This is a genomic window from Rubrobacter marinus, from assembly GCF_011492965.1.
Classification (GTDB): Bacteria; Actinomycetota; Rubrobacteria; order Rubrobacterales; family Rubrobacteraceae; genus Rubrobacter_F; species Rubrobacter_F marinus.
This window is the reverse complement of the sequence record NZ_CP045121.1, coordinates 449,294-475,354: the sequence shown is the minus strand read 5'-3', so window position 1 is coordinate 475,354 and position 26,061 is coordinate 449,294. Positions and strand designations below refer to the sequence as shown.

24 protein-coding genes are annotated in these 26,061 nt (G+C 64.9%); 3 read left to right on the top strand and 21 right to left on the bottom strand.

Annotation, left to right across the window (positions count from 1 at the left end):
* Positions 1-170 precede the first annotated feature (170 nt).
* The 11 genes from GBA65_RS02425 to GBA65_RS23890 all read right to left on the bottom strand — a co-directional run bounded on the left by GBA65_RS02425 (position 171) and on the right by GBA65_RS23890 (position 7,449).
* Positions 171-941, bottom strand: a complete 771-nt coding sequence (locus GBA65_RS02425; RefSeq protein ID WP_166395221.1) for a DUF1828 domain-containing protein — start codon at positions 939-941, stop codon at positions 171-173.
* Positions 938-1,393 carry a DUF6978 family protein gene (locus GBA65_RS02420; protein WP_166395220.1) on the bottom strand — a complete coding sequence of 152 codons (456 nt, stop codon included), beginning with the start codon at positions 1,391-1,393 and terminating at the stop codon, positions 938-940. The genes GBA65_RS02425 and GBA65_RS02420 overlap by 4 nt, the downstream gene beginning before the upstream one ends.
* Positions 1,394-1,639: 246 nt before the next feature.
* On the bottom strand, positions 1,640-2,770 hold the full coding sequence (locus GBA65_RS02415) for a site-specific integrase (protein WP_166395219.1): 1,131 nt from the start codon (positions 2,768-2,770) through the stop codon (positions 1,640-1,642).
* Position 2,771: 1 nt separating this feature from the next.
* Complete coding sequence (locus GBA65_RS02410) at positions 2,772-2,972, bottom strand: helix-turn-helix domain-containing protein (protein WP_166395218.1); 201 nt, start codon at positions 2,970-2,972, stop codon at positions 2,772-2,774.
* A 135-nt stretch (positions 2,973-3,107) separates the two neighbouring features.
* Positions 3,108-3,383: a hypothetical protein gene (locus GBA65_RS02405; protein WP_166395217.1), complete on the bottom strand. Its 276-nt coding sequence runs from the start codon at positions 3,381-3,383 to the stop codon at positions 3,108-3,110.
* Positions 3,383-3,799: a hypothetical protein gene (locus tag GBA65_RS02400; RefSeq protein WP_166395216.1), complete on the bottom strand. Its 417-nt coding sequence runs from the start codon at positions 3,797-3,799 to the stop codon at positions 3,383-3,385. Before GBA65_RS02400 ends, GBA65_RS02405 begins: the two co-directional genes overlap by 1 nt.
* Positions 3,796-4,077 carry an SWIM zinc finger family protein gene (locus GBA65_RS02395; protein WP_166395215.1) on the bottom strand — a complete coding sequence of 94 codons (282 nt, stop codon included), beginning with the start codon at positions 4,075-4,077 and terminating at the stop codon, positions 3,796-3,798. The genes GBA65_RS02400 and GBA65_RS02395 overlap by 4 nt, the downstream gene beginning before the upstream one ends.
* A gap of 521 nt (positions 4,078-4,598) precedes the next feature.
* A complete protein-coding gene (locus GBA65_RS02390) occupies positions 4,599-5,135 on the bottom strand; it encodes a hypothetical protein (protein WP_166395214.1) in 537 nt (178 codons plus the stop codon).
* Between the two features lie 34 nt (positions 5,136-5,169).
* Positions 5,170-6,039, bottom strand: a complete 870-nt coding sequence (locus tag GBA65_RS02385) for a hypothetical protein (RefSeq protein WP_166395213.1) — start codon at positions 6,037-6,039, stop codon at positions 5,170-5,172.
* A gap of 94 nt (positions 6,040-6,133) precedes the next feature.
* Positions 6,134-6,391, bottom strand: coding sequence for a DUF1883 domain-containing protein (locus GBA65_RS02380; protein ID WP_166395212.1), 258 nt, complete (start codon positions 6,389-6,391; stop codon positions 6,134-6,136).
* Positions 6,388-7,449, bottom strand: coding sequence for a CHAT domain-containing protein (locus GBA65_RS23890; RefSeq protein ID WP_166395211.1), 1,062 nt, complete (start codon positions 7,447-7,449; stop codon positions 6,388-6,390). The genes GBA65_RS02380 and GBA65_RS23890 overlap by 4 nt, the downstream gene beginning before the upstream one ends.
* A gap of 254 nt (positions 7,450-7,703) precedes the next feature.
* Here GBA65_RS23890 and GBA65_RS02370 point away from each other — a divergent pair, with 254 nt between their 5' ends.
* The 3 genes from GBA65_RS02370 to GBA65_RS02360 all read left to right on the top strand — a co-directional run bounded on the left by GBA65_RS02370 (position 7,704) and on the right by GBA65_RS02360 (position 10,171).
* The gene (locus GBA65_RS02370; protein WP_166395210.1) at positions 7,704-8,444 is read left to right on the top strand and encodes an ATP-binding protein; all 741 of its coding nucleotides are present in this window, start codon (positions 7,704-7,706) and stop codon (positions 8,442-8,444) included.
* 70 nt (positions 8,445-8,514) lie between these two features.
* On the top strand, positions 8,515-9,153 hold the full coding sequence (locus GBA65_RS02365; protein WP_166395209.1) for a hypothetical protein: 639 nt from the start codon (positions 8,515-8,517) through the stop codon (positions 9,151-9,153).
* 25 nt (positions 9,154-9,178) lie between these two features.
* A complete protein-coding gene (locus tag GBA65_RS02360) occupies positions 9,179-10,171 on the top strand; it encodes a hypothetical protein (protein ID WP_166395208.1) in 993 nt (330 codons plus the stop codon).
* 169 nt (positions 10,172-10,340) lie between these two features.
* Here GBA65_RS02360 and brxL read toward each other — a convergent pair whose 3' ends face one another.
* The 10 genes from brxL to GBA65_RS02310 form a co-directional block, all read right to left on the bottom strand.
* Positions 10,341-12,389, bottom strand: a complete 2,049-nt coding sequence (brxL, locus tag GBA65_RS02355) for a protease Lon-related BREX system protein BrxL (protein ID WP_166398297.1) — start codon at positions 12,387-12,389, stop codon at positions 10,341-10,343.
* 10 nt (positions 12,390-12,399) lie between these two features.
* Entirely contained in the window at positions 12,400-14,715 is a 2,316-nt protein-coding gene (gene pglZ / locus GBA65_RS02350) for a BREX-1 system phosphatase PglZ type B (RefSeq protein ID WP_166395207.1), read from the bottom strand.
* On the bottom strand, positions 14,712-15,164 hold the full coding sequence (locus GBA65_RS02345; protein ID WP_166395206.1) for a PIN domain-containing protein: 453 nt from the start codon (positions 15,162-15,164) through the stop codon (positions 14,712-14,714). The genes pglZ and GBA65_RS02345 overlap by 4 nt, the downstream gene beginning before the upstream one ends.
* Entirely contained in the window at positions 15,154-15,396 is a 243-nt protein-coding gene (locus GBA65_RS02340; protein ID WP_166395205.1) for a ribbon-helix-helix protein, CopG family, read from the bottom strand. Before GBA65_RS02340 ends, GBA65_RS02345 begins: the two co-directional genes overlap by 11 nt.
* Before the next feature lie 226 nt (positions 15,397-15,622).
* Positions 15,623-16,651: a hypothetical protein gene (locus tag GBA65_RS02335; RefSeq protein WP_166395204.1), complete on the bottom strand. Its 1,029-nt coding sequence runs from the start codon at positions 16,649-16,651 to the stop codon at positions 15,623-15,625.
* Positions 16,648-19,800, bottom strand: a complete 3,153-nt coding sequence (locus tag GBA65_RS02330) for an Eco57I restriction-modification methylase domain-containing protein (protein WP_166395203.1) — start codon at positions 19,798-19,800, stop codon at positions 16,648-16,650. The genes GBA65_RS02335 and GBA65_RS02330 overlap by 4 nt, the downstream gene beginning before the upstream one ends.
* 97 nt (positions 19,801-19,897) lie before the next feature.
* On the bottom strand, positions 19,898-21,028 hold the full coding sequence (locus GBA65_RS02325; protein ID WP_207956084.1) for a PDDEXK family nuclease: 1,131 nt from the start codon (positions 21,026-21,028) through the stop codon (positions 19,898-19,900).
* A 149-nt stretch (positions 21,029-21,177) separates the two neighbouring features.
* On the bottom strand, positions 21,178-24,633 hold the full coding sequence (gene brxC / locus GBA65_RS02320; protein ID WP_166395201.1) for a BREX system P-loop protein BrxC: 3,456 nt from the start codon (positions 24,631-24,633) through the stop codon (positions 21,178-21,180).
* Positions 24,630-25,190, bottom strand: coding sequence for a BREX protein BrxB domain-containing protein (locus GBA65_RS02315; RefSeq protein WP_166395200.1), 561 nt, complete (start codon positions 25,188-25,190; stop codon positions 24,630-24,632). Before GBA65_RS02315 ends, brxC begins: the two co-directional genes overlap by 4 nt.
* Positions 25,183-25,938: a hypothetical protein gene (locus GBA65_RS02310; RefSeq protein WP_166395199.1), complete on the bottom strand. Its 756-nt coding sequence runs from the start codon at positions 25,936-25,938 to the stop codon at positions 25,183-25,185. The genes GBA65_RS02315 and GBA65_RS02310 overlap by 8 nt, the downstream gene beginning before the upstream one ends.
* Positions 25,939-26,061: the final 123 nt, after the last annotated feature.

Here is a 26,061-nt window from a genome sequence, read left to right as displayed (position 1 = left end):
CGCGGCAAAGAGAGAAGGCCCGGATTTGCTCCGGGCCTTTTTACTGCAACCGTACTGCAACCGAGTTGTGGCACCTATTTTTGAGAGGGCGAGGGGTGACATCGGCTCCTAACGGCGAAAGGGCCGGGGTTTATAAATCCCGGCCCCTTCACTGCCCCTGCTACTTCGCCTTAGCCCGTAAGCAGCTCCACAAACTCATCCTTACGGGACCAGTAGGCCACCTCTGATAAATCTTCCAAGAGCCCAAAGTCCTCCGGCGTCCACACATCCAACTCGTCGTCGAACAGAGAGACGAACCTCAGCGCCTCCGGCCCGACCTGCAAGTTATTAAGGTCGTACCACGTCGCCAGGGTGTGCTCGACCAGCCTCCGTGAGGTGGCCCGGCTGCCCGTACTCAGGACGTAAATCAAGGCACTTCTTTGCGGAGTCCTAGTGTGGAAATCTACCGTCCACACACGCCCCGAACGGCCCACAACCTTCTCGTTACGCTCGAACCCGATTTGCCGACCGGTAAGGAACTCCTCGACATCGTCGTTGATAGATGCCGCGGTCCGCCCCCTGAAAGTAAACCATAAATCGGCGACACTGAGGATAGCTTGCGACAGCCGTGTGGCGGCATCAGCGAATCCTTCGGGTTTCCGTACGCGCACGACCAGCATACCCCTGAAGAACTCCACACCGTGGGTCAGACAGATGTCTTCTATCAGGCGCTGCTGCCGAGCAGTCTTACGGGTAGCGACGGTTTGTGCCTGCAGCCAAGTCAGAGTCTCCCCAAGGTCGGTCAAGGCCGGAGGGTCGCTGTGGTCCGTCAGGTACAAGTCGATCACGTCACCGTCAGGGTATAGGTATGGCGTTCTGATTCGTGTGTACCCTTCCATAGGAGAGCATTCGAACAGCTCCCCCATGCCCTTACCGATCTGTTCGCACGGCGTCAGCGTCATAGCAGCATTCCCATCTGGAGAGACGGAGGAGGGTTCATTACTCCGTTGTGAACCAACCTAGCCTCGGTACAAAACTGCTTCCATACCTCGATAGGTTGAGCGAAAGTTGCGGTGATGTCTTCCGGGACATACACCTCTTTTACGCCTGTTCGTTCACTCCATCTGTGTTTATGCTTATCAGCTCCCACAAGTTGGCGATCCGGATTTCGGTGCGCTTGGCCGAGGTCCAGGCCGTAAATTCGTCCTTCGGGGCGATGGACCAAGACATAGCTCAGTTTCTGCGAAGCCCTGTTCAAGAACCCTTTTACGAACAGCGGGTATCCCGCCTGCGACTCTACCTGCACGCGGAACTGCACGGCGGGAGAGTGGTTCTCGTCCTCCGTCCACGACACATCTTGCTCTATTCTCTTATCCGCGTCCGCCATGAGCGCCTCGAACTCGTCCTGGGTCATGAACTCTAGCTAAACCTCAGCTTTACTATTTTACGACCGTTTTCGGTATCGACACCCTTGACTATTGCAGGAAGTGCGTTCCCCATCCATCGGGAGCTTACGGTGGCCGGAGTCCCCGCGCAAGCATCTCTGTAGAACGTCACAAGAGCCACCAGACATCGCTGCTACTACTGACAAATTCCGTAGACGCCTTCAACTCATCACTAATCTCTGCAGAGACTGGCTTGAGTACGGTCATGGGAAATTCTAGGAGAGGGCATCCTCCATGGCCGCAGCGGCCTGGTCGCCCATGCCGGGTAGAACGTGTGAATAGGTGTCCAAAGTTATCGAGATGGTGGCGTGGCCCAAGAGTTCCTGGGCCAGCTTGGGGTGGACACCGCTGCTGAGTAGCAGGGTCGCACAGGTGTGTCGGAGGTCGTGGAAGCGGATGTTGGGGAGGCCGGCCTTCTTGAGCAGGGGCTTGAAGGAGCGTGCGACGAGGTTGCTGGGGTCTATGGGGGCGCCGTTGGTGGTGGCGAAGACGAGGCCGTAGTCCTGCCACTCGTCGGCAAGGATGGTCGACTCCTCGAACTGCTTCTCGTGGTGACGCCGGAGGGCCTCGACGGCCGGGCGGTTGAGCTTGACGGTGCGGCGGCTCTTGGCGGTCTTGGGCGTGGAGAACTTTGGCCCGCTCTTGGCCGTGGTGAGGGTGCGGCGCACCTGGAGGGTTGCGGCCTCGAGGTCCACGTCCTCCCAGCGCAGGCCGAGGAGCTCGCCCTGGCGGAGGCCGCAGTGGACGGCTAGAACGTAGAGGGCTTCGAGGCGATCCTCGCGCGCGGCTTCGAGAAGGCGGCGGGCCTCGTCGCGGGAAAGGGGCGTTATCTCCTTTTTCTGGGGCTTGGGCGGGTCGACTGCCTCGCAGGCGTTGCGCGGGACGAGGCCCCAGCGGAGGGCCTGCTTGAGGGCGCGGTGCACTACGACGTGGACGTACTGCACGGTGCGGGGGCTGAGGCCGGCCTCGAGCTTAGAGCGGTAGAGGCGTTGCAGGTGGGCGGGGTTGAGCGAGGCGAGCTTGACGCGTCCGATCTCGGGGACGATATGCTTGCGGACGAGCCAGCCGTAGGACTCGTGCGTGCGGGGCTTGACGCTGCCCTTGACGGAATCCTCCAGCCAGCGCTCCAGGTACTCGCCGACGGTCTGGCTGCCGGCGTCGAAGATCAGGCCGTTCTCGCGGTCGGAGAGGGCCTTGTTAAGCTTGTTCGCCACCTCCTTGCGGGTCTTGCCGTAGACCGTCTTGCGCTTGCGTCCCTCTGCCGTGTGGACGGCGTACTGGGCCATCCAGCCGCCGTTCTTGCGGCGGGTGATCGACCCCTCGCCGTTGCCGCGCTTCTTCCCCACGTTACTCCTCCCTAAGCGGCTCCTCGGGCTCGACCCCGAGGGCCTTCGCCAGCTTGCGCACCGTCCTCGGGTGCGCCCCCTGCCGGCCGCTCTCCATGCGCCAGATCGTGTTGTGGGAGACCCCAGAGAGTGCCTCGAGCTCTCGCATCGAGAGCACCCTGCGCCTCCTCAACTCCTTTAGCTTCTGCGTGTTCACCTCCATAACTCGTAGCCTACCCGAACGTGCGTTGATCCTACGGCTAAACGTAGACGATCTAAAGACAAAGTTGGAACAGCGCATCGGCAAGGTGCGGGCTCTGGGGCACTTGCGCTTCCGGAGCCCTTAGCTGTACTGCCGCTAATACTCCTCTGGCAGGAGCAGGCAGGTCGAGGAGCGATCCGCTTCTGTGATGACCCAGATGCGGTGTCCGCCCATGGGGTAGGACGAGAGGATGCGGAAGCCCTGACGGACGGAGAGCTCGTTCTCGCGGGCGTCCTCAGGCGACACCTCGCCCCAGTTGCCAGAGGCGTGGCGGGCGAGGAACGGCAAAGCATCGGCACTGGCGTCCGCGAGCAGCGCGAGCGCCCCGGGGGTAGCCACCACGCGGCCCAGGGGGAAGAGCGGGGCGGCCATCAGGCCGCCTCCGCCTTCGCTACAAGCTCCTCACGATAAACCGCGAGCGCCTCGACGCCGACTTTCCCCCAGCGCCTCCGCGCCAGCAGCGCGAACCAGGGATGGCCGTAGCGCCGCAAGGTCTCGATGCCCCCGAGCCTTCCCCAGCGGGCGAAGTCGCCGGCGGCGCCGTGCAGCGCCCGGTGCTCGTCGCCGGCGAGCTCGACCGTGGAGCCCTCGATGACCTTTGCCAGTTCCTCGCGCGAAAGGTCCGGGTCCACCCCGTAGCGGAACGCCTCCTCCTCCCACTCGAACCACGCCTGCAGGTCCTTGGGCTCGAGGCCGGGTTCCTGAGCCCGGTCGAAGGCCTTCAGCAGGCACCGAGGGACGCGGTGGTGGACCTCGCGGCGCCCGGAGGCGGGAGCGGCGGCCATCATGCCGCCACCCTCTCGGACTCGGCGATCCGCAGGGCGACGCGCCGCTTCGCCGCCCACACGAGCGCCGCGTACACGTGCTTGCAGGGCTCCTTGCGCCGCCGCCAGTCGGCGCAGCCGCAGCGCCCCTCTCCCGCCAAAGACACCCGGTAGCTGCGGCCGGGCCGGCTGCACGAAGGGACGGACAGGCCGCCCGCGGGCGTGGTTCGGATCTCGGCGCCCAGGCGCCGCCAGAGCGCGAGGCCCCGACACGCGCGGCGCGCTACACTTCCCTTGCTCAAGGACTCATCCTCCTTGTGCCGGGCCCCGGGGTGCTACCAACACCGCCGGGGCGTTTCTTTTTGCGCCCCGCTCCCTGGCGGAGCGCGACTTGGGGGCGAGAGAGCGCCGGCACCAAGGGAGCGCAAGGGGGCCATGACCGTGTATCGGCCGCGTGTCCTAGCCGGACTATGAGATTGTTATGGCCCCCTTGCGAGGACGACTGCCGGTGCTACGCTGGTGCCCCTTCGCGCGCTCCGGTACGCCCGGGCTTAGGGTTTGGCGTTCCTGGCAAGAACTCAGGAAAACGAGCCGGCGGGCGGTAGCCGGCCGGCCTACCGGGTTGCGCCGATTGCGGGCTGGGCTTAGGGCCGGGGTCGGCGTAGCCTGCGGAGCCGACGGCGGCCCGTCTGAACGATTTTTGCTGCAGCAGCAAAGCGGGGCATTGGTTACTCGCTGGGGATCTCGTTATCTGAAGATTGGCGGAGATGCTGAAGGAATTTCTGATTCCTGTTCTGGCTTCTTTCCGCCTTCTGCCTGCTCGTTAGGGAATGCGGGAGCGGTAACTTCCGCATTCCACCTTTTTGCGGAGCAAGTCGATCAGGTTTCTGTTCTCGCTACCAGGAGCCCAGTCGAGCTTGACGGACTGCTTGGCCCTGCTGCAGGTTGCGTACTCGCCGGAGGCGAATAGGACGGCCCCTATCTCCTCGCTGGGATCCCCAAAAGGGTAAGGGTCTCCGGTCCCGGCGTAGACCGTCATGTGGATCCCTCCGGAGGGATCCACGGCCCTCGTGTTCACTGTATGATCTCGGTAGCCAAGCTTGGGGTCGATTGTCCCTGTCTCAATCGGTGGCAGCAATCCTGAGCCCCATTCGATGCGGTAAGGCTCGCCCTCGGGTGCGCTCACCCGTACCACCGCTCGTGAAGGGGCGCCTTGTGCCTCGGGGTTGTCAAACGCGACGAGGGCGCTGAAGTAGGGCTGCAACAGCAGGAAGCCAGTGACGAGCGCCGCGGCGACCGCAATGCCCACCACGAGTCTCCTGAAAAGCGAAGGGCCAGGCCCTTCTTTGGCTGATATCACCCGTCGTCTCCTGTGATGCTGCCGAACAAGCCAGCTACGAAATGTAGGGTAGGATGTATGTAACTCCGTCGATGACGACTTCGAGCTTGTCTATCGCCACAACGGTGTAGTCGCTCACTGGTGTCTGCTCCCAGATAAGTCTAACGAGCAACCCGGCGACGACCTTCTCGCCTAGCCGGACGACGAAGGGGCGTCTCTGACGGGTCACCTCGCGCTCCAAAGCTTCGATTCTCCGGAAAAGGACCTCGGGATCCGTCGGTGGAGCGATGCTATCTCCCGAAGCCTGGACCTCTTCCTCCTGCTGAGGCCCGGGCTCGGCCTCCGACACATCCTCGGGATTGTACGGCGACCAAGGCGCCAGGTCGATTTCAGGAAACTCGAATGTTGGTAACTCGACAGATGGCCTCGATGCCGCCCGAGCGGCGTCGAGGTCGGCCACAAAAGAGGCGCTCGCCAGCTGCGGGCGGACCGCTTCCGATACGAGGCGAGCTAAGGAGGGAAGCTGAGCGGAGACAACCTCCGAGAGAGGAAGTTCGGTCCACCTCATGAGGGGCGCCTTCCATTGCCCGTACGGCTTCGCAATTGCAGCGGCTCCCGCGTCGAGGACGGAGAGCGGCATGGAAGGTACCGTAGCTCCTAGCCCCGCGATCTCGCTCCGCTGGCTCTCCGCGAGATTGGCCGCTACTTTGGACACGCCGTAGAGTCCCATGCCGGACGCCACCTCGGCGGCACGCTGCCCCACACCGAAGATGTCAGCCGCGCGAGCCTCCCATATTGAGGCCAGCCCGGCCATTGCGGCCGCGTCGACCGGCCTTAGTGCCGACCGGCGTACCTCCTCTAGCTGGGCTAACTCTCGCTGCACGTCGACTATGCCGCGCATAAGCTCCGGTCGATAGAGTTCCACGATTAACCTACCCCCTGGGTCGTGCAGTTCAGGCTCATGCTTGGACTAAACCATCTCTGTGTACGTACACGGAACGTCTCCAGAAAGTTTCCAGTCATAACACGGAGACGGAGGCCCTAACGCTACCGCCGTAACCTCCAAGGTCCACCGTTACGTGCCACCGCCCACGGTGAGGCGGTCGTAAGTTGAACGGCGAGACCTCCGCCAGACCGCCGTAATACTCGTGGCTCTGCCCATTCCGGTAGCGCTGAAAGTTGTGGCTATCCATGAGTCTCACGTTGGCCTGCTTGTCGAGGGTGACCCGCACTACGTCGCCGGGCCCCGCGTTGACCTCGTAGTGCAGGAAGTTCAAGACGCCCTCCTTTCGAGGTCCGGCCGGACGAGAACAACCTCGTCCGGGTCCACGCCCTCGCGCGAGAACAGCTCTGGGGTCTTCGCGCCAGGGAGCCCCTCAAGCCCTATCCGGTTCAGCGCCTGGTCGAAGGCGCGCTGCACCGACGCTCCGAACCCTATGGCCGAGTAGAATTGCTCAGCGAACATTATGGCCGTCTCGTCACCTATGGGTGCGTTCATGCCTATTGCGACGTCGACGTGCTCGGCCGCCGCTTCGGCCTGGTCGCGGCTGAAGCAGGCGTTAAAGATCACGACTCGCACGTGGTCCGAGCCCAGCGCGATGAATCGTGTAATGTCCTCCTTGGATATGGGCTTGGGGTTGCCGGCCTCGTCTTCGAAGAGGAGTTCGTCCTCCGAGCCGTGCCCGCTGAAGTGGACGACGCGCGGCTTGGCCTCGTTGAGCGCCTGCAGGAGGTCGCCCGGCCTCACCGCCCAGCGGGGCTCCAGCCCCACCGAGTCCCTGTACTCCGCCATGCGGAGCCTCTCTGCGACGTTGCGGACCTCCCGGTCCAGGCGCAGACGGTCTTCTTCGAACGGATCGGCAGCGAAGAACAGCACCTTGATCTTCTCGGGTAAGTCCCGCAACTGCTCCGCGCTGAGCCGTTCAGAATACAATCTGTTTTGTTCGCGGATTTCGCGGCTCACGGACCGCTCGTGGCGCATCCTTTCCGCCTGACGCCTCTTCTCCTGCGACTCCTCCTTTTTCATCCGCTGCGCCACCGCCCGGTCGAGCTGCCTCTGGGCACCAGCCTGGTCGGAGAAGTTCTTGGCGAGATCGGACTCGATCTTAGCGAGCTTCTCCTGCGCCTTGACCGCGCTTTTCCTTTTCGACTCCACCTGACGGGCCTTCGAGCGACGCGTCATCTCGCTCTTGGTCCGGAGCATCTCCTTCTGAGCCTTGCTTATTTCTGACTCTAGCTTTTCAAACTCCTTGGCCTCCCGCCCCTTCCCCTTCTCCAACTCCGCCCTCTTCTTCTGCAGGCGGACCAGCTTGTTACGGTACATGTCCTCGGACAAGGCAGTCCTCCTCAGTTCGAACGAGTTGATTTCAAAGTATTCATCAAATTTAATGAAAACCTACCAACTCGCCCTGTTGCTGTCAAGCAGGGAAGGGGCGTCTGCGGGATGCGGCCGGTTTGGGCTAACATCCATCCCGTGGTGGTGGTTATGCTATGAGGGCGGGTTCGAGCTGGGATCTCACTATGGGAAGCCTCCGCGCCAAGCTATCGTCTGGCGCCTTACTCGCCAATGGCGAGCTAGACTTGTCGGGGGTGCGGTTCGTCAGACCCGGCGGGATGGTCGGCCTGTCCAGCCTCATAGAGACGTGGACGATGGAGGACCGCCCTCTGGGCGTGCGGCTGCCACCCGACCACGTCGCGGGCTACATGAAGCGCATGGACGTCTTCGACGTTTTGGGTGACAAGGCAGTTTACGATCGGGACATTACGCGTCTGGAGGTCGGCGCCCGACACGCCGATGCGTCCCTGTCAGAGCTGCGCACCGTTCAAACCGAGGAACAGGTCCAGGCCGTGACCCTAGAGTTCCATCGTCTCCTCTCCAAAGAAAACTTGGCGAAGGCGGAGGTGCAGCGCTGCTGCAAGGTTTTGTCCGAGTTCCTCGAGAACGCGGTGGTCCACGCCCAGTCTTTGTGCGGCGCCTACACTGCCGTCCAGACCTACCGGTCGGGGGGCAAGAGGATCTGCGTGGCCGTCTCGGACGCGGGTGTTGGCATACCGGCCACGCTCAAACACCACCCCGCAGCTGTGGGCCGCGGCATCCTGACCGACGGCGACCTCATTCGGCTGGCGGCCGTGGACGAGGTGTCGAGCGTGAGCGACGACCGCGGGGGCGGCTTCGGCAGCGCCCTCAGGCAAGTCGGAAAGGGCAACGGCGTGCTCACTGCCTGGTCCGGGGAGGGTTGGGTGGGATTCACCGGGTACTCCGGCGCGCGCGTGGAGGAAGCCGACCGTTTCTGCGGGACGTGCGTTGAGGCCGAGTTCCGGCTTGGGTGAGATTTGACACTGGGCCCGGACGGCGCCTAAAGTAAACTAAGCGTTCACTGATTGTGATGAAAGGAGCGCCATGACCACTCTGAGCACACACGCCGCGGATCTGGCCGCGCTTGACGACGTCGTGGCGGTGCCCGAAGAGGGGGTCTCTGGCGTTTTGGCCGGTCGCAAGACCGGTTCGATAGAGCGGGACCGCCTCAAGCGACGGCTCGGGTCTCTAGGTTCCGGCTCCGTGCTGGGCGTGGACGCGCGGGCGTCGGAGTTCATGAACTTTTCCTTCGCGGATGAGTGCTTCCGCGTACTGGCGCAGGAGCTATCGGCTGGTGAGGCCGAGGATCGCTACGTGGTGCTCATCCTTTCGTCCGGCGAGCAGGAGGACCTCATGGAGGAAATCCAGGTAGCCCTCGAACGCAAGAAGCTTGCCATGTTGATCGCGGACGTCCCCGAAGAAGGACCGGCCGTGCTGGACGTCGTCGGCGAGCTGCCCGATTATCTAGCGCACACCCTTGCTTCAGTTCGTCCCGGAGACACAAACGATTCGCTAGCCGAGAGGCTCAGCCTTAAGCTAACTACCTGTAGCAACCGCACCGACCGTCTGGCCAAGTTACGCCTTCTCCGCAAGCAGCGCCGCCAGGGAGGACTCGGGTATAAGCAGTTCGAGTTCTTCCCAGTTCTTCGGACCGCCGGCACTGGTCACTCGGAATCAGAATAAACCACAGAATTCCGGGAGGCGGCGTTTGGTCCATTACGCGCACTCGCGAGACATCGACGTCGAGGACGCCATCAACGCGGAGCAGGTCGATGACCAAATCGCCCGGGTGGTGAATCCACTGGCGCTCGCCTTCGAGCGGTCGGCGGATCTGGGCGCCACGTTTCGGGCGCTGATGGCGGACATGCTCAGGCAGTTCCTAGGCACACACAAGAGCATCAGGTTGCTCATGAAGAACCGCGAGGAGAACCCTTCGGCCGTGGCCGACGCGATGTCGCTAACCCGGGAGCAGATCGAGAAGGTTTACGTGGTGGCGTTGCTGCTTGAGAACCCCGAGCAATGGACCGAGCGCTACCTCAAAGACGAATGGCGCAAAGCCTACGAGCGCCACCTGCTGGACGTCGACGAACGTTCGGGTTTGACGAGGTACGACGATTTTTTGAAGGAGCATGCGGACGGGTTGGAGAACGAGCGCAAGGGGCTGGGGATCTCTGACGAGGAGAAGGAGTTCGTGGAGTGGCGCTACCGGAACCCGCCGGGGACGCCCAGGCCGCCCCACCTGAAGGCGGCCTCTAAGACCATCGCCAACTTCCCGATGCCCGCGGAGGTAATAGACGAGGTCTCCGATCCCCAGCTTAAGGACGCGCTCCGGCGCTGGCAGAGGGAGTACGGTTACTTCTCTGGATACAGCCACTCCGGGTTTCGTAAGCTAATGCCTGGCTTCATGGAGGGCAACATGAGGCTCACGACGTCCGAGAAGGAGAAGGTCGTCGAGACCGAGTACGCGCAGAGCATCATGATCAGCTACCTCGCGACCGGAATAGCCTGCACGGAGGCCGCCACGAGGGCACTGCCGCGCGGACCCTCAGGAGGCGCGCCGGCCAGTAAGGTGGCCGACGCCGACCTGCTGGTCAAGGTCTCGGACCTTTGGGATCTCCTCGATCGGACCTCCCTCGTCGGGAGGGCGTTGTACGAGATGCGCATGCGTCACGTGCTCCCGCCCAAGTTCGGGGCACCGTAGGATGCCGCAAACAGAGGCGGAGAAACCTTTGGGTTCATGCCCCGACCCCGCATCAAGCGACCGCCCATCAGATCCTTATTCTTCACGTCGCCGGGAAGAGAGTACGTTCTGTCCCAACGCGTTGTCCGCCTCGTTCGTGGCTCGGCTGCGATGTCGCACCGTGGTCCACCTAAAAATTCCCCAGTGCCTTGACCAGTGCCTCGCGGGCGTCGGAGTAGTAGAGGATCGTCAGCTTGGTAGCCATCTCGTCGGAGAGATCGTTGAGCTGGCGCCGGGCGGAGACGGGGATGAGGAGAGAAGCCGCGCCCTTCTCCACCGCGAGCTCCGCGATGCTCACGGCGTTGTGTACGGGATCCAGGCCGCCGCCGAGGTTGAGGCCGCCGACGGCTATAAGGCCGCCGCGGAGGCTTTTCTTCAGCAGTGCGCTGCACAGCGCCAGGAGGGCGGGCAACCCGAGGAACGCACCGCTTCTTGAGGCGTCGAAGGCGCGGAGTTGTACCGAGAACTCGTGCCCCCGCGGGTCGCGGTCGCCGACGAGGGCCTGAGCTCGAGCGTAGAGGTTCTGCTCGGCGTAGCGGGCGCTCTCACGGAAGGCCGGCGGGACCGGCTGGTTGAGGATGCGGACGCCGGAGCCGGGGCCGACGGTGACATCCGCGCGGTAGAGGCCAGCGTAGTCGTCTGGGCCGCCGGGACCGATGGCCCAAACCTGGCCCGGCGGAAGCGGGTCGGCACCTATCTGGTCATCGCTCCCCACTTCCGGGGTAAGGACGAACTGCTCTATTCCGTCCTCACCGATGCGGTAGGAGAAGTGCGTGTTGCGGAACTCGGCCGACCCTATGCGCTTCTGCTGCTCCTTGACGCGCCGGCGGCACTCGAGCGCGAGCCGCACGGCCCACTCGAGGTCCTCGTCGGTTACGGGCTTGAGGGCGTTTGGGTAGAGGAGCTTGAGGAGACCGCTGACGGTCTTCTGCACGGCCATCGTGTCGCGGCCCGAGAGGGCGCCGCCGAACTGGACACGACCGTGGAGGGTGGAAACCCTGCTTTCGGAGCGGAGGCGGTCCCAGCACTCGGAGAGGAAATCGCTCACCAGGCCGAAGTGTTCCGTGAAGAGGTCGGAGCGCATCTTGGGGACGTCCCAGCCGGGGAGGTAGGCGTGGATGCGGTCCATGAAGGCGGTGTCGTCGCGCATCTCGGGGGGCATAGGACTGAGGAGATGGCCTATGCGCTGCTGGTGCTCGACGTCCACGTCGAAGTTGCCGACCATCACGATGCCGCCGTCGGCCCGGATGCTCTCGCGGCCGCGCGAAAATTCGCCGGACTCCATGTAGCCCTTCATGATGTTGACGCCGTCCTTCTGGTCGAAGGAGACGCCGGAGATCTCGTCGAAGCAGACGACGTCGTACTGGGCGACGAGCCCGCGTTGGCCCGTGGCGTTGTTGACGAACATCCTCGCGACGGTGGCCTTGCCGCCCGAGACGAGGTGGGAGTAGGGCGAGACCTGCTGGTAGAGGTGGCTCTTGCCGGTCCCTCTGGGTCCTAGCTCGACCATGTTGTAGTTCCGCTCGACGAACGGGACCATACGGAGGAGCAAAATGTCCTGCTCACGCTCGGAGAGGGCGTCGGGCTCCAGACCCACGCTCCGGATCAGAAAGCGCTTCCACTCCTCCGTGGTGAACGACTCGCGTCCGCGGGACAGGTCCTCCAGGACCGCGCGGGTGCTGAGTTGGATGGCTCGCAGGGATGCAACGCCGAAGGGGTGACCGCTTTGCTCCTGAGCGACGATGGCGTCGTACTCGAGCTCGACCTCGGCGTAGAAGCCGCCGGTGAGCATACGTTCGTTGCCAGCAACGAGTTGAGGATTTATGCGGACGTCGTTGAGGCGCAGGCTCGGGAGCGTGGCGAGGTACGAGTCGCTCTTCGAGTCGAGGCGGGCGGTGACGAGGTCTATGATCCTGACCCGCCCCTCCTCGCGGGCGCGGGCCTTATAGAGCTCCTCCTCGCCGGCGCGCACGGTTCTTTCTTTGAGCTGTCGCTCGACGATGGCGAGGCCCTCGGCGATCTCCTCCTCGTCCGTGCTGGCGCAGTAGCGGCCCAGCAGGAACTCCCCCACGTAGGTCGGGACCGGGTACTGTCCCTTGAAGCGGAGCGCGAGGTCCTTGCGCACGACGTAGCCCTCGAAGACTTCGGCGGCGATCCTGTCGAGGGTGTCGAGCTCCATCGCGGGCATTCTAGCCTCCCACCGTGGTGAGCCTTTGGGCAAGCACCCGTCCGTCGGGATCCAGCACGACGAGGATGGCGGCTTCGAACTCTCGGGAATCGTCGGCGACGGGCAGGGAGGCCGCTCCGCCCTTTAGGGTTTTGGCCGGCGCTATGGAGGTCGAGGGGTCGGCGGCACGGGAGCGGAGGTCTACCCTCGCGCCTTCCGGCGCGTCTTCTACGCGAACCCGGCACCGGAGGCCTGTCCACCTGATCTCGGCGATGGTCGCGGTTGCGGCCGTGGCGGGGGCGCCCGCCGTTACGGTCAGGACGGGCACAACGCACTCCTGGGGACTCAGGCCGCCGTGCTCGTACTCCTTGCCGGCCTCGTAGGCTCTGATGCCGGGGGCCACGACGACCCGCACTTCCGGGTCGAGGGTCCAGGGGACGGCCTGTGCATCGACGCTCGAGTCCCCTTTGAGCCGGGCGCAGCGTCCCTTGCGGACCACCGTCAGGTGCTGGGGGAGCTCCACCTTGGGGAGCCCGTACGGAAGGAGCAACCAACCGTGGTCGGTGACGACGCGGACCTCCGGCCAGCCGGCTTCGAGGAGTTCGAGGATGCGCTCCGCAAGGTCCCGTACCGAACGCTCGACGTCGAGGGCCATCTTCCATCCCCTCCTGTGACCGGTGGCGTCGAGGTCGCCGAACTCGGTCCAGGCCGACCCATCCGGGGAGCCGACCTCCTCCCCCTTGAGGACCTGGTATCCGGCGTCCGTGAGGAGGCGGCGGAGGCCATCCGCCGTGACCCTAGAACCGTTTGCGACGGCGTCGAAGTCTTTACCGGGACTTAGCAAAGGTCCCGCGGGCGAGAGGGCGGGTTTGGCGGTGGCCGTGACGCCGGGGAGGGCTGAGAAGCGCCAGTCCCGCTCGACGTGGGCGGTGCCTTCCTCCAGGGTCTCCGCGAGCCGCTGGGCCACGTCATAGCGGAGGCCGTCGGTGAACAGGAGGCAGAGCCCGCCCTCCGGGCCGTAGGCGATGGGCTCCAGAGAGGGGAGGGACGTCGCGGCGACGGCTTCCTGAAAGCGACGGGCGCACTCCTCCAGCCAGGGGCGGTAGACGGCCTCGACGGCCGCCTGGACGGCGCGCGAATCCTCTGTGGAGACGGCGGAGGCGAGGGCTTCGAGGGCGGCCCGATCCGCTTTCCAGCCGCCGGAGGCGTGGTGCTCGGCTAGCTCCGCAGGGTCTCCCGTGCCGTGTGGCTCCCCGACGGCCCTCGCGAGGGCGGCGAGGGGCAGCAGGGCGTGCGCGAGCGGGGCACGCCCGAGCTCGGCCCATACCCAGCCGCGCCGTTCGCCGTGCTCGGCCTCCAGGGCGAGAAGCGCCTCCCTGGGGAAGGTCTCGTTCGGCAAGCCTAGCAGCGAGGCGCGGAGCCGGTTTTCTTCCTCCCGGTTGTCCCCGGGCCAGTAGGCGGCGGAGGACTCGAAGAGGGTGGTCTTGTGTGGCCGGGCGCGGTCCAGCACGCCGGGCAGGTTGGGGTATCTGGTGGGCGCCTCGGCGAAGCGCCGCCACACGGCCTCCCACGGCCCCTCGCGTTTGCCGAGGAGGCCGGCGGCGGTGACGTCGCCGTCGGTGTCGGGGTCGAAGCCGTAACGGCTCCTGCAGATCGCGCGAAACGCGGCCCAACCTCCGGGGTCCACGGTTGCGGCGCGCGTGCGTTGGCCCTCGGGGTCGTCGAGCCAGAGCAGTATGCCGCGCTCGGGGTCGGGCCTCAGGAGCTCGTCGAGGTAGGCCGCGTTCAGGGGGGAGCGGCCTTCGAGGCTCGCTAAGGGCTCGTCGAGTAGCTTTGGGAGGGAGCGGGCGAGCGCTTCACGGGTGGCGGCGTCTTCGGAGACCCCGACGCCCAGCTTGTTTTGCAGGAGGGCCGCCGGGGTCCAGTCGCGGGCGTTCTTCTGGGTGAAAAGCACGCCCCGATACTGCAACTCGGCGAGCGGCTGAAGCTCCCTCGGACAATCCTCGACGGCCCGTAGGTCGGCACGTCCCACGCCCGGCAGGTAGAGGATCGGGGCGTCCCCCGCCGGCAGTTCTACCTCGGGGAGAGTTCCGGCGATGACGCATCGCAGCCAGATTGCGGGCCCGGTGAGGGCGTCGGGGGCGTAGGGGCCGAGCGTCAGGACGGGCAGATCGCCGCGCAGGCGAGTAACGATGCCCTCCCAGCGGCGCTCCTTGTCCGTCCAGAGTACCGCCGCGGGGGGCGCCACGTCGGCGCGGTTGTAGCCCGAGGCGGCGCGGAGGGCTTCGCGCAGGGCGTCCCAAGGGGTCGCCGGCGCCGCGCTTGGGCTGCTCTTCACCGCCCGTCCTCCGGCGCGAAGGGGTTCATGACGCGCACGCCGTCGTAGCTCTGCCCGGCGCCCAGGTCCTCGGAGTAGAGGACGCGGCACCCCAGGGAGCGGGCGCTGGTCAGGATCATGGCGTCCCAGAAGGAGACGCTCATCCGCTGGTGCAGCTCTACGGCGGAGAGTACGTCGCGCGGGCCCGGCGAGTGGATCGTCCAAGCGGAGAGGTCCTCCACCAGGGCGGCTACGTCCCGCGCCGGCAGCGGTTTCGGGACCTTACGCGTCAGGTTGACGAACAGCTCCTGTAGGACCTGCACGCTCAGGCAGCCAGAGCGCTCCCCCCACAGCCCGGCGATGAGGTCCCGGGCGGCCTCCCTCTTCGGCCCGGCCGAAGCGTCGTGGGCGTACACGAAGAGGTTCGTGTCCACGAAGCGCCGCTCCCGGCTCCCCGCCTCAACGTTCATGCAGCTCGTCCCTGCCCCAACGTATCTCTCCTCCGGTGCCGAGGTCCCGACCCCCGCCGAGCGCCGCCAGGCTCCTCTCCCTGGCCGCGGCGTACCCGCTCTCGCGCTCCACCAGCTCCGAGAGTGCCCCGGCGAGCAGCGCGGAGACGGACGTGCCCCGTCGCGCCGCTAAGACCTTGGCCTCCCGCAGCACCTCCTCGGGCAGGGACAGCGTTATGTTCCTGGTCTCCATGCGCGCCTCCGTTCCGTTCACGCAAAGTAGCGTAGCACGTATTTACGTGCTAATGCCCCAGTTCTACGTTTCTCCTTGATGCGCGCGACGCCGCCGATGGCTTTGAGGTGATATTGGCCGCTTCTCATTGAAGAGGTGCCAGGTGCTCTGCCTTTCGTCCCGCGGCCGTCCCATGTCGAGGCATTTCTTCGGGGTGGCGTCGTATGGTTGCCGCCCTCTATGCAGGCTATCTCCACTTCTTCTCACTCAGCAATGGAGCTATCTCCGCTACTTCGGGCAGCTCCTTCGCGTTCTTCAGGCCCAACTCGTTTACGAGATCGAAGTAGCGCTGGCTCTGCAAGCCACCTGGGGACACCTTCTCGAACGAGGTCTCGTGGAACTCCTCTACGAGAAAGAACTTGTGTCCGGTGGAAATATCATAGCCTTCTATGTTTTTGGCTTTCATGATGGCTTTCTCGATCCTGGTTCGCTCTCCCGAACCGAGGCCGTCCAGCTTGCCGGATAGCTCTCCCTCGACAAGGTCGGCTTCGACGATGTGTTGGACCTTTCCGATGAACCGGACTTGCTTGTCCTTGTAGATGCCGAGGTATTTGTGTTCTCTCGACGACCGCGTGACCGGCTGGTAGTAGAGCTTCAGCTCCTTGTTGTCTTCGAACGTCTTGCCGCAGGGGACTGCTCGCAACCACGAATCCCTTTGAGGGAGCAACGTTTCCTCGTAGCAGTACTCTTCGTAGTCCTCTAGGAGCTCCCGCATCTCGTGGTCGTGGTCGGCCAGGATGGCGCCGAAGCTGTTTATTATCTTCTCGAACGTCGTGCAGAGATCTACGACCTCTTTTCCTTTCTCGGCGCTCTGGACGTTGAACTCCTTCACCGCCTTTCTCAACCCCTCTTTGAAGGCGTCTGTCTGCTCGGTAGGCGTAAGCAGCACAAGTACCTTCGTCTCCTCGTCTTTGAAGGCGTTCAGGTGCTCCTTCAACTGCGCCAGGGTGGCCTCCGTCCCCCGCTTGGCCTCGACGACGAGCTTGAAGCTTCTCTGCTCTATGAGGGCGTCGGGGACGCTCGCGCCTTCGTGGCTCCGCTGCTGGGTGAATGTCGGGCCGACCTTGATGGGCTCCGTCGGCTCGAGGAGGTCGTTCAAGAGTGCGGCAAGGTACGAGGGGTCGTGGGCGTACAGGCGCGAGAGCAGCAGGAGCGTGTTGTTCGTCGCGACGTTCTCCCGTTGGCTGTAACGCTGGAAGTAGTGAACTTTGCTCACGGCGTGTTCGCCTGCTTTCTGCGAGCCTCATCCTTCTCCGCCCGCGTGAGGTGCAGGTCGTTGTGGCGCTCGGAGCCGTCGGGGTTCTTGCCGCGGTCCTTGTTCCACTTGATGTTGGGCCTCGCACGGAGCACGCCGGCCTGCATGAAGGGCCGGATGTTGAGGCGCACGCCGTCGTTGAGGTCAGGCTCCCAGCCGATGGGCTGCTCGTGGAGAGGCTTCCAGCGGACGTAGATGTCGTGGGGCGGCTCGCCGTGCAGGATGGCTTCCAGCCTCCTCTTGAGGTCCTGGGCGGCGGCGAGGCGAAGGTCCGCCCCGGTTACGCCGGCCCTCGCCGCGCTCGTCTGGGCCTCGATCCAGTCGCCGAGGTAGGTGTAGATCAGTCGCCCGAGGTTCGACTTATCTAGCCGGTGGTAGTTGACAAGGGCGGAGAAGCCGTCCTTCCTGCCGTCCCAGACGTGCCAGATGAACGGGCGGTTGTGGAAGAGCTTGCAGTGCTGGGCGAAAAACTTGTCTCTGAGCCACGTACCCAGGTCCTTGCCGGCGTGGTCCGCGCCCGCGAGCAACCGGTCGAGCAGGGCGGGCGACCACTCCTCGCCGTAGGCCCGCGCCAGGAGGGAGCGCAGCCGCTCGGCGGCGGGCAGTTCGTCCTCGACCGCCGGCAGACAGACTATGCTGTCCGCGTCGGGTGCGAGGCCGTCCTCGGCCTGATCCGGCCAGGAGTAGCCCAGCAGCCGCGCCACCGCGACCTGCAACGGCTCGGTCGTGTCCGTCACTATTCCCTTGAACAACCACTGCGTCGGGTCGTCAGAGTACGGTTCCGGCAGGCCGTCCGGGTACTGCTCGTCTGCGACCTTCTGCCAGCGTTCGAGGTCGAAGGGAACCTTCACAAGAGCTGTGTTAGTCGGCTTTAAGGCTTGATCGATTTTGCGCACTTCAACACTAAACTCTTGAGAAGAGCAGAACGACCAGATAGCAGGAAGATAAGCTTTATCGTTTGGAATTATTGGAGACATGTTGCTATCAAAAACATCGCCGAAGAATAGCGCCGCAGGCAAATTCCCCATTTGGCTTACAGCAACACCCTGCTTCCTCCACGCACCCATGCCCTGTAAGCGAGCCATTCCCGCCCCGTGATCGCGCCAGTCAACGACATGTTCAAGACCCCCGTGAGTTTGCGTCGAAGCTACCGTACTGTGGAAGGGTCGTACACCCTTGAAGGAGGGAACTTCCCAAAAAGTCCTTCGATAACGCAGATCGTCTCCCGTTTTTATTCCCTGAAAGCTCCGTGCGTATTTCTGCAGTAGAGGCAGAGTAGATGATTCTTCCAATACCACGCGAGCATCCGGATTCTCCAGTTGCTCGGCCTGCGGAAGTGTCAAAACTTCCGCATCGTGGAGAGCGTGGTCCTTCTCGGCGGGCGTTTTGCGATCGCTGACGTCGAGGCCGGCCATTGGGTAACCCGAAGCGGGCGGGGTGTTGCTAAGAGTTATCAGCATCACGTTGAAATCCCACATGGGCGTCTGAAAACCCTTCGGACCCAACCGAACGACGAAGTCCCAACTTTGTGTCTTAAGCAGACGTTCGCGCAGCTTCTTGTATGTGCCAAGAAAGAGCCAGTTCTGTGGTGTCACCAGAGCGTAAGAGCCACCAGGGGCGCAATAGTCGCTACACCGCTGGACGAAAGCAGTTGCGAGATCGGCTTTACCAGCTGGGTAATACTTTTCGAGGTGATCTTTGAGGATTTCGTCTTGTTTGCCGCGAGCTAGATACGGGACGTTCGTAGCGACAAGGTGGTAACGCCCCTTTAGCAATGCTGCGGCCCTCGCCAAACCACGCGCTGTCTCACCAAATACAGCAGCCGTCAAATCAACGTCGTTTTTTTCACGGGTGAGTGCTTTCCCTAATAATTCCTCGGCCTCCTCGAAGTCGGCGACTTCAAACGTGAAAGCTTGCGAAACGCGCGACGGGTCTATGAGGCTTCCGAGGTCGGGGGCGTTCTTGAAGAGGGCGTGCAACCGGCGCAGGGTCTCCTCCAGGCGAGCATCGCCGTTCGCGAGCCGGGTCCACTCCTCCATGCGCCCGCCGGCCGCGAGACCACTGCATGCGACGTTCGGTATCGGCAGCTCGCGGTAACCGCCACGTTTCCAGGCTTGCAGGGCGAGAGCAAAGGCGGCGAGCTGGGTGCAGCGGGCGTCGAGCTCCAGCCCGAAGAGGTTGTCGCGCAGCACGGCCTCGAACGCCTCTGCCTCGTCCAGCCCCTCCTCCTCGGCGCGCATCCGGGCGAGAAGGTCGGCGGAGGCGGTGAGGACGTGGCCGCTGCCGCAGCAGGGGTCGAGGACGCGCAACTCGGCCACGGTCTCGGGCCAGCCGGGGAAGTTTCCGGCCGCGGGGGCGCCGTCGTCGAGGCGGCGGAGGTATTCGAGGGTCTCGTTGATCGGGCTGTCGGGGTGGCGGGCGGCCCACCACGCCCCCAAGGTGTTGTGCAGGAGGAACTTCACCATGTAGTCCTCGGTGAAAAGCTGGGTGACGGCAGGGAGGTCGGCGCCCCCGATCTTGCGCCCGCTCGCGTTGACCTCTCTTTTAGCCTCCGTCTGCCAAAACTGGTAGACCCAGCCGAGCCCGTCGTCGGAGGTGAAGGCGGGCGGGGGGATCTCCTCCAGGATGCGCTCCAGGGCGCTGCGCCCCTCGGGGAAGAGGCGCACCTTGAGGACGGGGTCTTCGTTGCGGAAGATGCCGGGGAGCATGCGAGCGGCGTAGCGCGATGCGGTCGCCCAAGCGTCCGCATCGCCCTCCTCGCCGGCGAGCTCCGCACAGTCGGCCAGCGTCACCGGGACGCCTTCGGGGTGCATTAGGAGGTCGTTCTCGGCGAGGAAGCGGGCGAAGAGCATCCGGTGCCACTGCTCGTAGGCGCACTCGGCCACGAGCCGGTCGTAGCCTGCCTCCAGGCTCCCCTCCCCAAGTTGTCGCGCCCTGGCCCGCAACTGGTTGCGGAGCTTGCGGTCCTCTGGGCCGAGGTTTGCGTAGGGCTCCCTCTCGCGGACGGCGAGGGCGTCGAGCGCGGAGCGGGCTGCCGCTTCCGCGGCCTTGCGGGCGGCGATGATCCTGACTTCAAGGACTCTGCGGAGGGCTGGATCTAGGGGTGCCATAGTCTCCTTTGGATGTGGACCTCTTGGGGCTTGGGGGTGGGACGCAGGAATTTGGTCCGCGCGCGTATCGTGGTCTACCGCGTTGGCATTTCCCTGGTCATGGGGAGAGCGGGAACTCGTAGGTGTCGCCGTTGACGGTCTCTACTGTTAGCTCAACCGGCGTGTTCCATCTTTGCAGTATGGTGTTCACCGTACCCCTGATGAATTCAGATGAGCCGTGCAGATCTACGAACATCCCACTGTGTTCATGGCGATCTTGCCCTTCCACGGAAGAATTTTGAGTCTCTATCCACGCCGAAGCGATCATGCCGCTCTTGTCGTCATGAGCCCATCTCAAGGGCAATTGTTCGGGAGGCATGCCCTCCGAGAGCGCCCGGGTAATGACGTGCTGGAGTAGGGCTCGCCAACTTGCCACATACACCGGTTCTTCCCTGTCGGACCACGTCAACTCACTGGGTTTTATGATGGGTTTCCGGGCCGTGGAAGCGGTTGTTGGCGTTTCGGGCGCCTGCACAGCGGCGAACGTTTCGCTCATAAACTCGTCGAGTTCCGGCGGCGGGATAAGCCGTTCCCGCTCGAGTACAGGTTCGCCCGCGATGACATACGGCCTCAGTCGAAAGGCCGAGATGTCGATACCGTGCTCGCGCAGCCAGGCGCAGGCGGCCGTAGCGTCCCCTTCATAGCTCGCGGCCACCAAGTAAATCTTCTGCTTCTTACGCGGATCGATGATAGAGGCGAGGTCTTCCTCGGTCATCTCCTCGTCCTCTTCTACAAGGTGAGAGCCGAGACGCTTTACGGCGAGCGCCCTCCAATAGGAGTCTCCCAGCTCCCCGGTCTCCTCACTCGCCTCCTTTTTCCTTAGATGGTTCTTGAAGAGGCCAATCACCTCGGACGCGGTCATTTTTCTGCTCGCTGCGGCGTAGCGCAGGGCTTGGAACTCCAGGCTCTCAGTGCGATGGCTCGCGTCTTCGGCGTCGCGCTTTATCTCGATCACCACGAGGCTGCCGTCTCTATGCACTCCCAGGAGATCTGCCCTTTTTCTGTTAGAGGCGATGGGCTGCTGGGAGACTATAAGGACCTCGTCGTTCGAGCTCATGCCAAGGTCAAAGGTCTCGAAGTTGAGGAGGCCAGGGTGACGCACGAGCAGCTCCTCGATGTGCTCTTCCCGGCCCGTGCGACCGCCCACGGTCCAGTCCTTGAAACGGCTGGGGGCGACCTCGCCCTCCACGCTCAGGTGATCGTCGGTACGCACCCTAAAGAGTTGCATCTCTGTCCCCCCGTATCTTTGACGTTCTCCTTGCTTCCCTCCGGCGCGACCGATCCTCTGGGCTTTCCGGGCCGCTCGGGGCAGGCGTCCACCGCGTTAGCACGGGCGGCTCACAGGATCACCGGCCGCTTCTTTTCGATGTGGGTCATGATCTCGGCCCTCAGTTCGTCGAGGTAGGCGTCGACCTCAGCAGCCGTCTTGAGCGTAGCGCTGGGGCGCCGGAGGCGGAAGGCTTGCGGTTCGAGCTTCTTCGCGGCGGCCTCAGAGGCGCGCGCGAAGCGCTCGGGGAGGGCGACAATTAGGCTGTCCCATTCGGAGAGCGAGGTGCGGTCGAGGGAGTCGAGGACGGCCTCGGCGGTACCGAGACCCGGCTCCGGTCGGGCCGATAAGCCGTTGGCGGCTCGGATGCTTCCTGCCTCCCCCGCGGGCAGGGAGCGCCAAGCCTCCGAGCCCTCCAGGTTCCGCAGCCCGGCCTCGAACGTCGAGGCGTACTGTGCGTGGGCGCTCCCTACCGCCGCCCGCAAGAGGTCCGCGGTCTCCCGGAGGAGCGGCTGTACAGGGTCTGGCTCGTCGAGCAGCGTCCGCTCCCGGCGGATGGCCTCCGCCTGCCCCCGGAGCCCGTCGGACTCGTGGAGCGGTCGGGCGTGGTCGAGGAGGCGCGTCAGGCGTCTCCAGCGCGGCAGGCGGATCCGGATTTCTGCTTCGGCCTTCTTCCACAGGGCCATCTCCTCGCGCAGCCTATCGGCCGCGTTGTGGAGGGCCAGCAGGAGCTCGTTGCCACTCAGGGACTTCATAGCCTTCAGGTGTTGGGTGTCGGGCGGCGCGGGGAGCGGAGCGTCTCCGCCGGCGGCCTCGGCCTGTCGGATCGCCGCGTCGAGGAACGCGAGGGCGGCCTGAAGCTCGTCTCCGCTCCTCACCTGCATGCCCGCGTCGGCGAACAGCTTGCGGACCTTGATGAGCTGCAGCCGGGTGAAGTGTACGGTCTCGGACCGGAACTCGGTGGCCCCTACCTTAGCGCCGTCGACCTCTTTCGCGGTGACGGGCCTGCCGTTCTGGGAGGCCCTCAGCAGACCCTCCGAGAGGAGCGTAAGGAGCGAGCCGTCCACCGCGTCCTGCGGCCAGCCGTAGGGGGGCATCCTGAACTCGGCGCGCACGTCTCGGCCTCTCTTCCCAGCCGCGCCGACGGAGGCGAGGATCCGGGAGCAGGCCGGGTGGCTCTCGGCGTTGCCCTCGTAGCCCAGCGGCTCCAACGGGCTGCCGCTTCCCTCGCGGGCGCGCTTCATAACGGCATCCCAGCGGGCGTGATCGCCGGTGCGGAACTGCGGGTAGAGCCTCTCGAGGGAGGCACGAGCGGCCCTCTCGACCGCGGCCCGCAAGGAGCCCTCCACGACCTCCGTGCCCCCGCCTTGGAGGACGCGGGCGTTCTCCAGCACCACCCCGATGGCGGCGTCCAGGCCGGCGCGGGCCCTGCGCTGGCGGGACTCCATCGCCGCGCGCGCCTCCTCGCCCTCGCGCGTGCTCGGCGTCGCCCGGCTGCTCAGGACCTCCGTGGCCGCCTCGTAGCTCGCGAGGGCCTTCTTGAGCTCGTCGGCGCCGCGGCGCGGCAAGAACACGTACACCGTCGGGTCTTCCACGCCGGCCGCGCGCGCCTCGTCGCTCACGGCCTTCGCGCCCACGGACCACTCGTCGCGGACCCAGACGGGGACGGCCCCCGTGCCGGTCTGCGGAGCGTCGGCGCCGAAGTGCGGCTCTACCTTGCGGGGCGTCTTGCTCTCGCCTTGGGGGAAGCCCAGCCCTTTGAGGGCGCCGGCAACGGCCTGCTTCAGCTCCCTCGCGCGGTCGTTGGCGATCCGGCCGTCATCGCCGATGATGCGGGCGTAGGCGCTGCCGTAGGCGGCCGTCCACTCGGCGCCCTCGACCGTCTGCAGCCGGTACTCGCCGTCCACCTGCATCAGCTTGCCGCTCTCCACCATCCCTTCGAGGAGTTGGGGGATGCTAGCGCGAAGGGAGGCGCCGCCGGCGCGCAGGTCTTCGACCAGAAGATCCGTCAGGGTCTCCACCGTCGCCCGGACCCCCGTGTCGCTGCCGGGCTCGGTCGGGAGCTGGCTTATCAGGAAGATCAGGGCGCAGAGCCGCGAGCGGATCTCGCCTCCTGGGGTCCCGTCCCGCTGCTCGCGGATGGTGTTGTCCACCCCGCGAAGAAGGACGCCGGTCGAGATCATATCGAGGTACAGGTGCTCGTAGAGGGCGTCGGCCGGCACCACGGTACCGACGGGGTCGTCCGCGACCTCGCGGGTGGTCTGGTGGACGATGCGCAACTGGGCGCGGAGCTGAGAGTTGGACCCGGCCCTGTCGGTCGCGCGCAGTACACGCTCCCAAAAGCGCCGCCGGGCGGGCAGGAGGGGGTAGTCGGCGATCAGCACGTCGCTGTCGGCCCTTCTGGGCCCGATCTCGGTCCCGCTGAGCTGGCGGTCGATCTCGCCGCTGTTGTCGTCGAGAACGCGGCGGAGGTCGGGCCGCTTGTCCTCGGCTTTACGGAGCACGACCTCCCTGACGACCTGCTCGACGTCGGCGTCGGCGAGCGGGACCCGGACCGTGAACCGCCCCTGCAACCGGCTGAGTTGCGGCGTGGCCTGCAGCGCCGACTGTCCGGTAGCAACGAACAGGACGCGGCTTCCGAAGCGCGAGGAGCACGCTTCGACCACGTTCTGCACCCGCAGGGCACGGTCCGCGTTGTCCCCAACGTACTGCTGGAGCTCGTCGAGCACGAGCAGCGTGCAGGGCGGGTTCTCCCGGTCGCCGGACTGCAACGCGAGCACTTCCGTCATCGCGTCGAGCAACTCCTCGTCGCTTATGTCTTGCCGCTCCGGGTACTGAGCTTTCAAGGTCTGCCGGGCTTCGGCCTCGCTCGATGCGAAGCCCGGCGAGAGCTCCAGCAGGATGCGGGGGATGTGCCGGGAGACGAAGAGGTTCGAGAGCTCGGCGCGCCAACCCCGTCCGTCCGCCTCGACCCTCTCCTTAAGGGTATCGAAGAGGTCGTTCTGCTTCAGCCAGAGGACGAAGCGGCCCTGAGCGTACTGCCCAGGCAGCCCGGCGTTCTGGAGCACTATGCTCAGGATCGACAGCCGCACGCTGTCGCCGGCTCCGGCACCCAGGGTGCCGGCGACCGACCAGAGGCCCCCTCCGCGCCTCCCGATCGTGGTCAGCTCGCGTAGGTGCTCTCGGATCCCGTCGGGCAGGTCCACTAGGCCGTGGGCGGTCGCTCCGTCCGGAAAGGCCACGTCACGCCAGAGGAACTCGAGTACGCGGACGAGGTGGGATTTGCCGGAGCCGTAGAAACCGCTGACCCAGGCGGCGGGCTGCGTGGCCTTGCCGAGGTTTGCGAGGTAGCTGGAAAGCATCTTGTCGAGGCCCCGCTCGTACTCGCCTTTGCAGACGAAGGTAGAGAGCTCGTAGCGCAGCACCTCCCACTCCTGCTCCGTGCTCGGCTCGCCGAGCTTCGCCACCCCGTCATTGGGGATGGTGGTCTTCAGGGGGTCCTTGACGAAGACTTCTCGGTTTCTCACAGAGGGATACCTTCCTGAGCAGTTACGGGGACGGCGAGGTAGTTCCAGCCGTCGCGGGCGTCGAGCAGCCTGTAGTTGCCGTTGTCGTGCTCGCCGGGGAAGAAGACCAGGAGGCGACCACGGGCGTGCGGAGCGACCATCTCCATCAACCGGGAGACCCGCACGAAGCCGAAGAGGGAGGCGATCCCGTAGAGCGCGACCACGCTCTCCGGGCCGGCGCTCGGGGAGGCGAGGGCTTGCTTGACGGTTTCAGCGACGTGATCGGCGAACTCATCTAGGACCATCCCGCCGAGATCCTCCGGGGACTCGAAGTAGCTCTCGCGGTAGTCGTGCGCGGACATCCAGCGGGCGAACTCGTCGGTGAGGTCGCACGCGATCCACGCGTGGTCGGAGCGGACCGTCGCCGCCTCGAAAGCTCCGATCCGGACTCGAAGGCGCCGCTCGTCGCGCGGGTCGTAGAGGGCGAACCAGACCCGTTGCTGAGGGGCGACGCTCTTGCCCCAGGGCAGGCTCACGAAGCGCTCGTAAGCCTTGACTAGACCCTCGACGCTAGCCACGGTATTCGTCCCTCCGGGGCAAAAGCTTCGAGAAGCCGAACTCGGCCACCTCGCCCATCCTGCGGTACTCCATCCATCCCCGTTGCGAGGCGGCGAAGGCGAGCGCGTCGATCTCGTTGCCGGACGCATCGAGAGACCGCGACCACACCGTATCGTACAGGGGGAGGCCCCGTACCCCGTGGAGGTGCCCCAGGATGAGCGCGAAGACGACGGCGCCGGCCGAGACACCCGCGCGGACGCGCACCTTCTTCGCCCTTCCCTTCAGGTGCCCGGACTGGGTCCAGGACGAGGCCGTGTTGCGCCCGACCTTGGCGCGCACGTCACTCGTCAGCCTGGTCGAGAAAGCCGCGCCTACGGCCTCGGACAGCCTGCCGGCGTCGACAGCGTCACCAAAGGGCGCCTCCACGATTACAGGAACCGTAGTACGTAGAAGGCCGTCGCGGGTGATCGCCATCAAGAGCGCCAGCAAGGGGCGCGACGGCGGGTCGTACTCCCAGAGCTTGCGCAGGATGCCGAACGTAACGTCCCGTTCGTCCAGGGCGTACAGCTCGCGCAGGTGCCGAAGAGTCTTCTTCCGGGTAGAAGACGCCGCCTTCAGCAGGACGTTGTCGTCCGTGACCGCTCGGGCGTAGTCGTTCGACGAGCTGCCCGCAGGCACCGCCTCCAGGAGCAGCGAAAGCTCGGCAAGCATCATCGTCCTGCTGGCATGCGTAGCGAGGCCCCCGAGGACCATAGAGGCTGATGCCACCGCTGGGCTGCTTCCTTCTGTTATTTGTTTCAAGGTACCGCCGATCTAGCCACGTTTGCTTCGCATATGCTAGGACCAAGTCGCGCGACTGGCAAGTACTGGCGCGGCAGTACCCTGGGACGC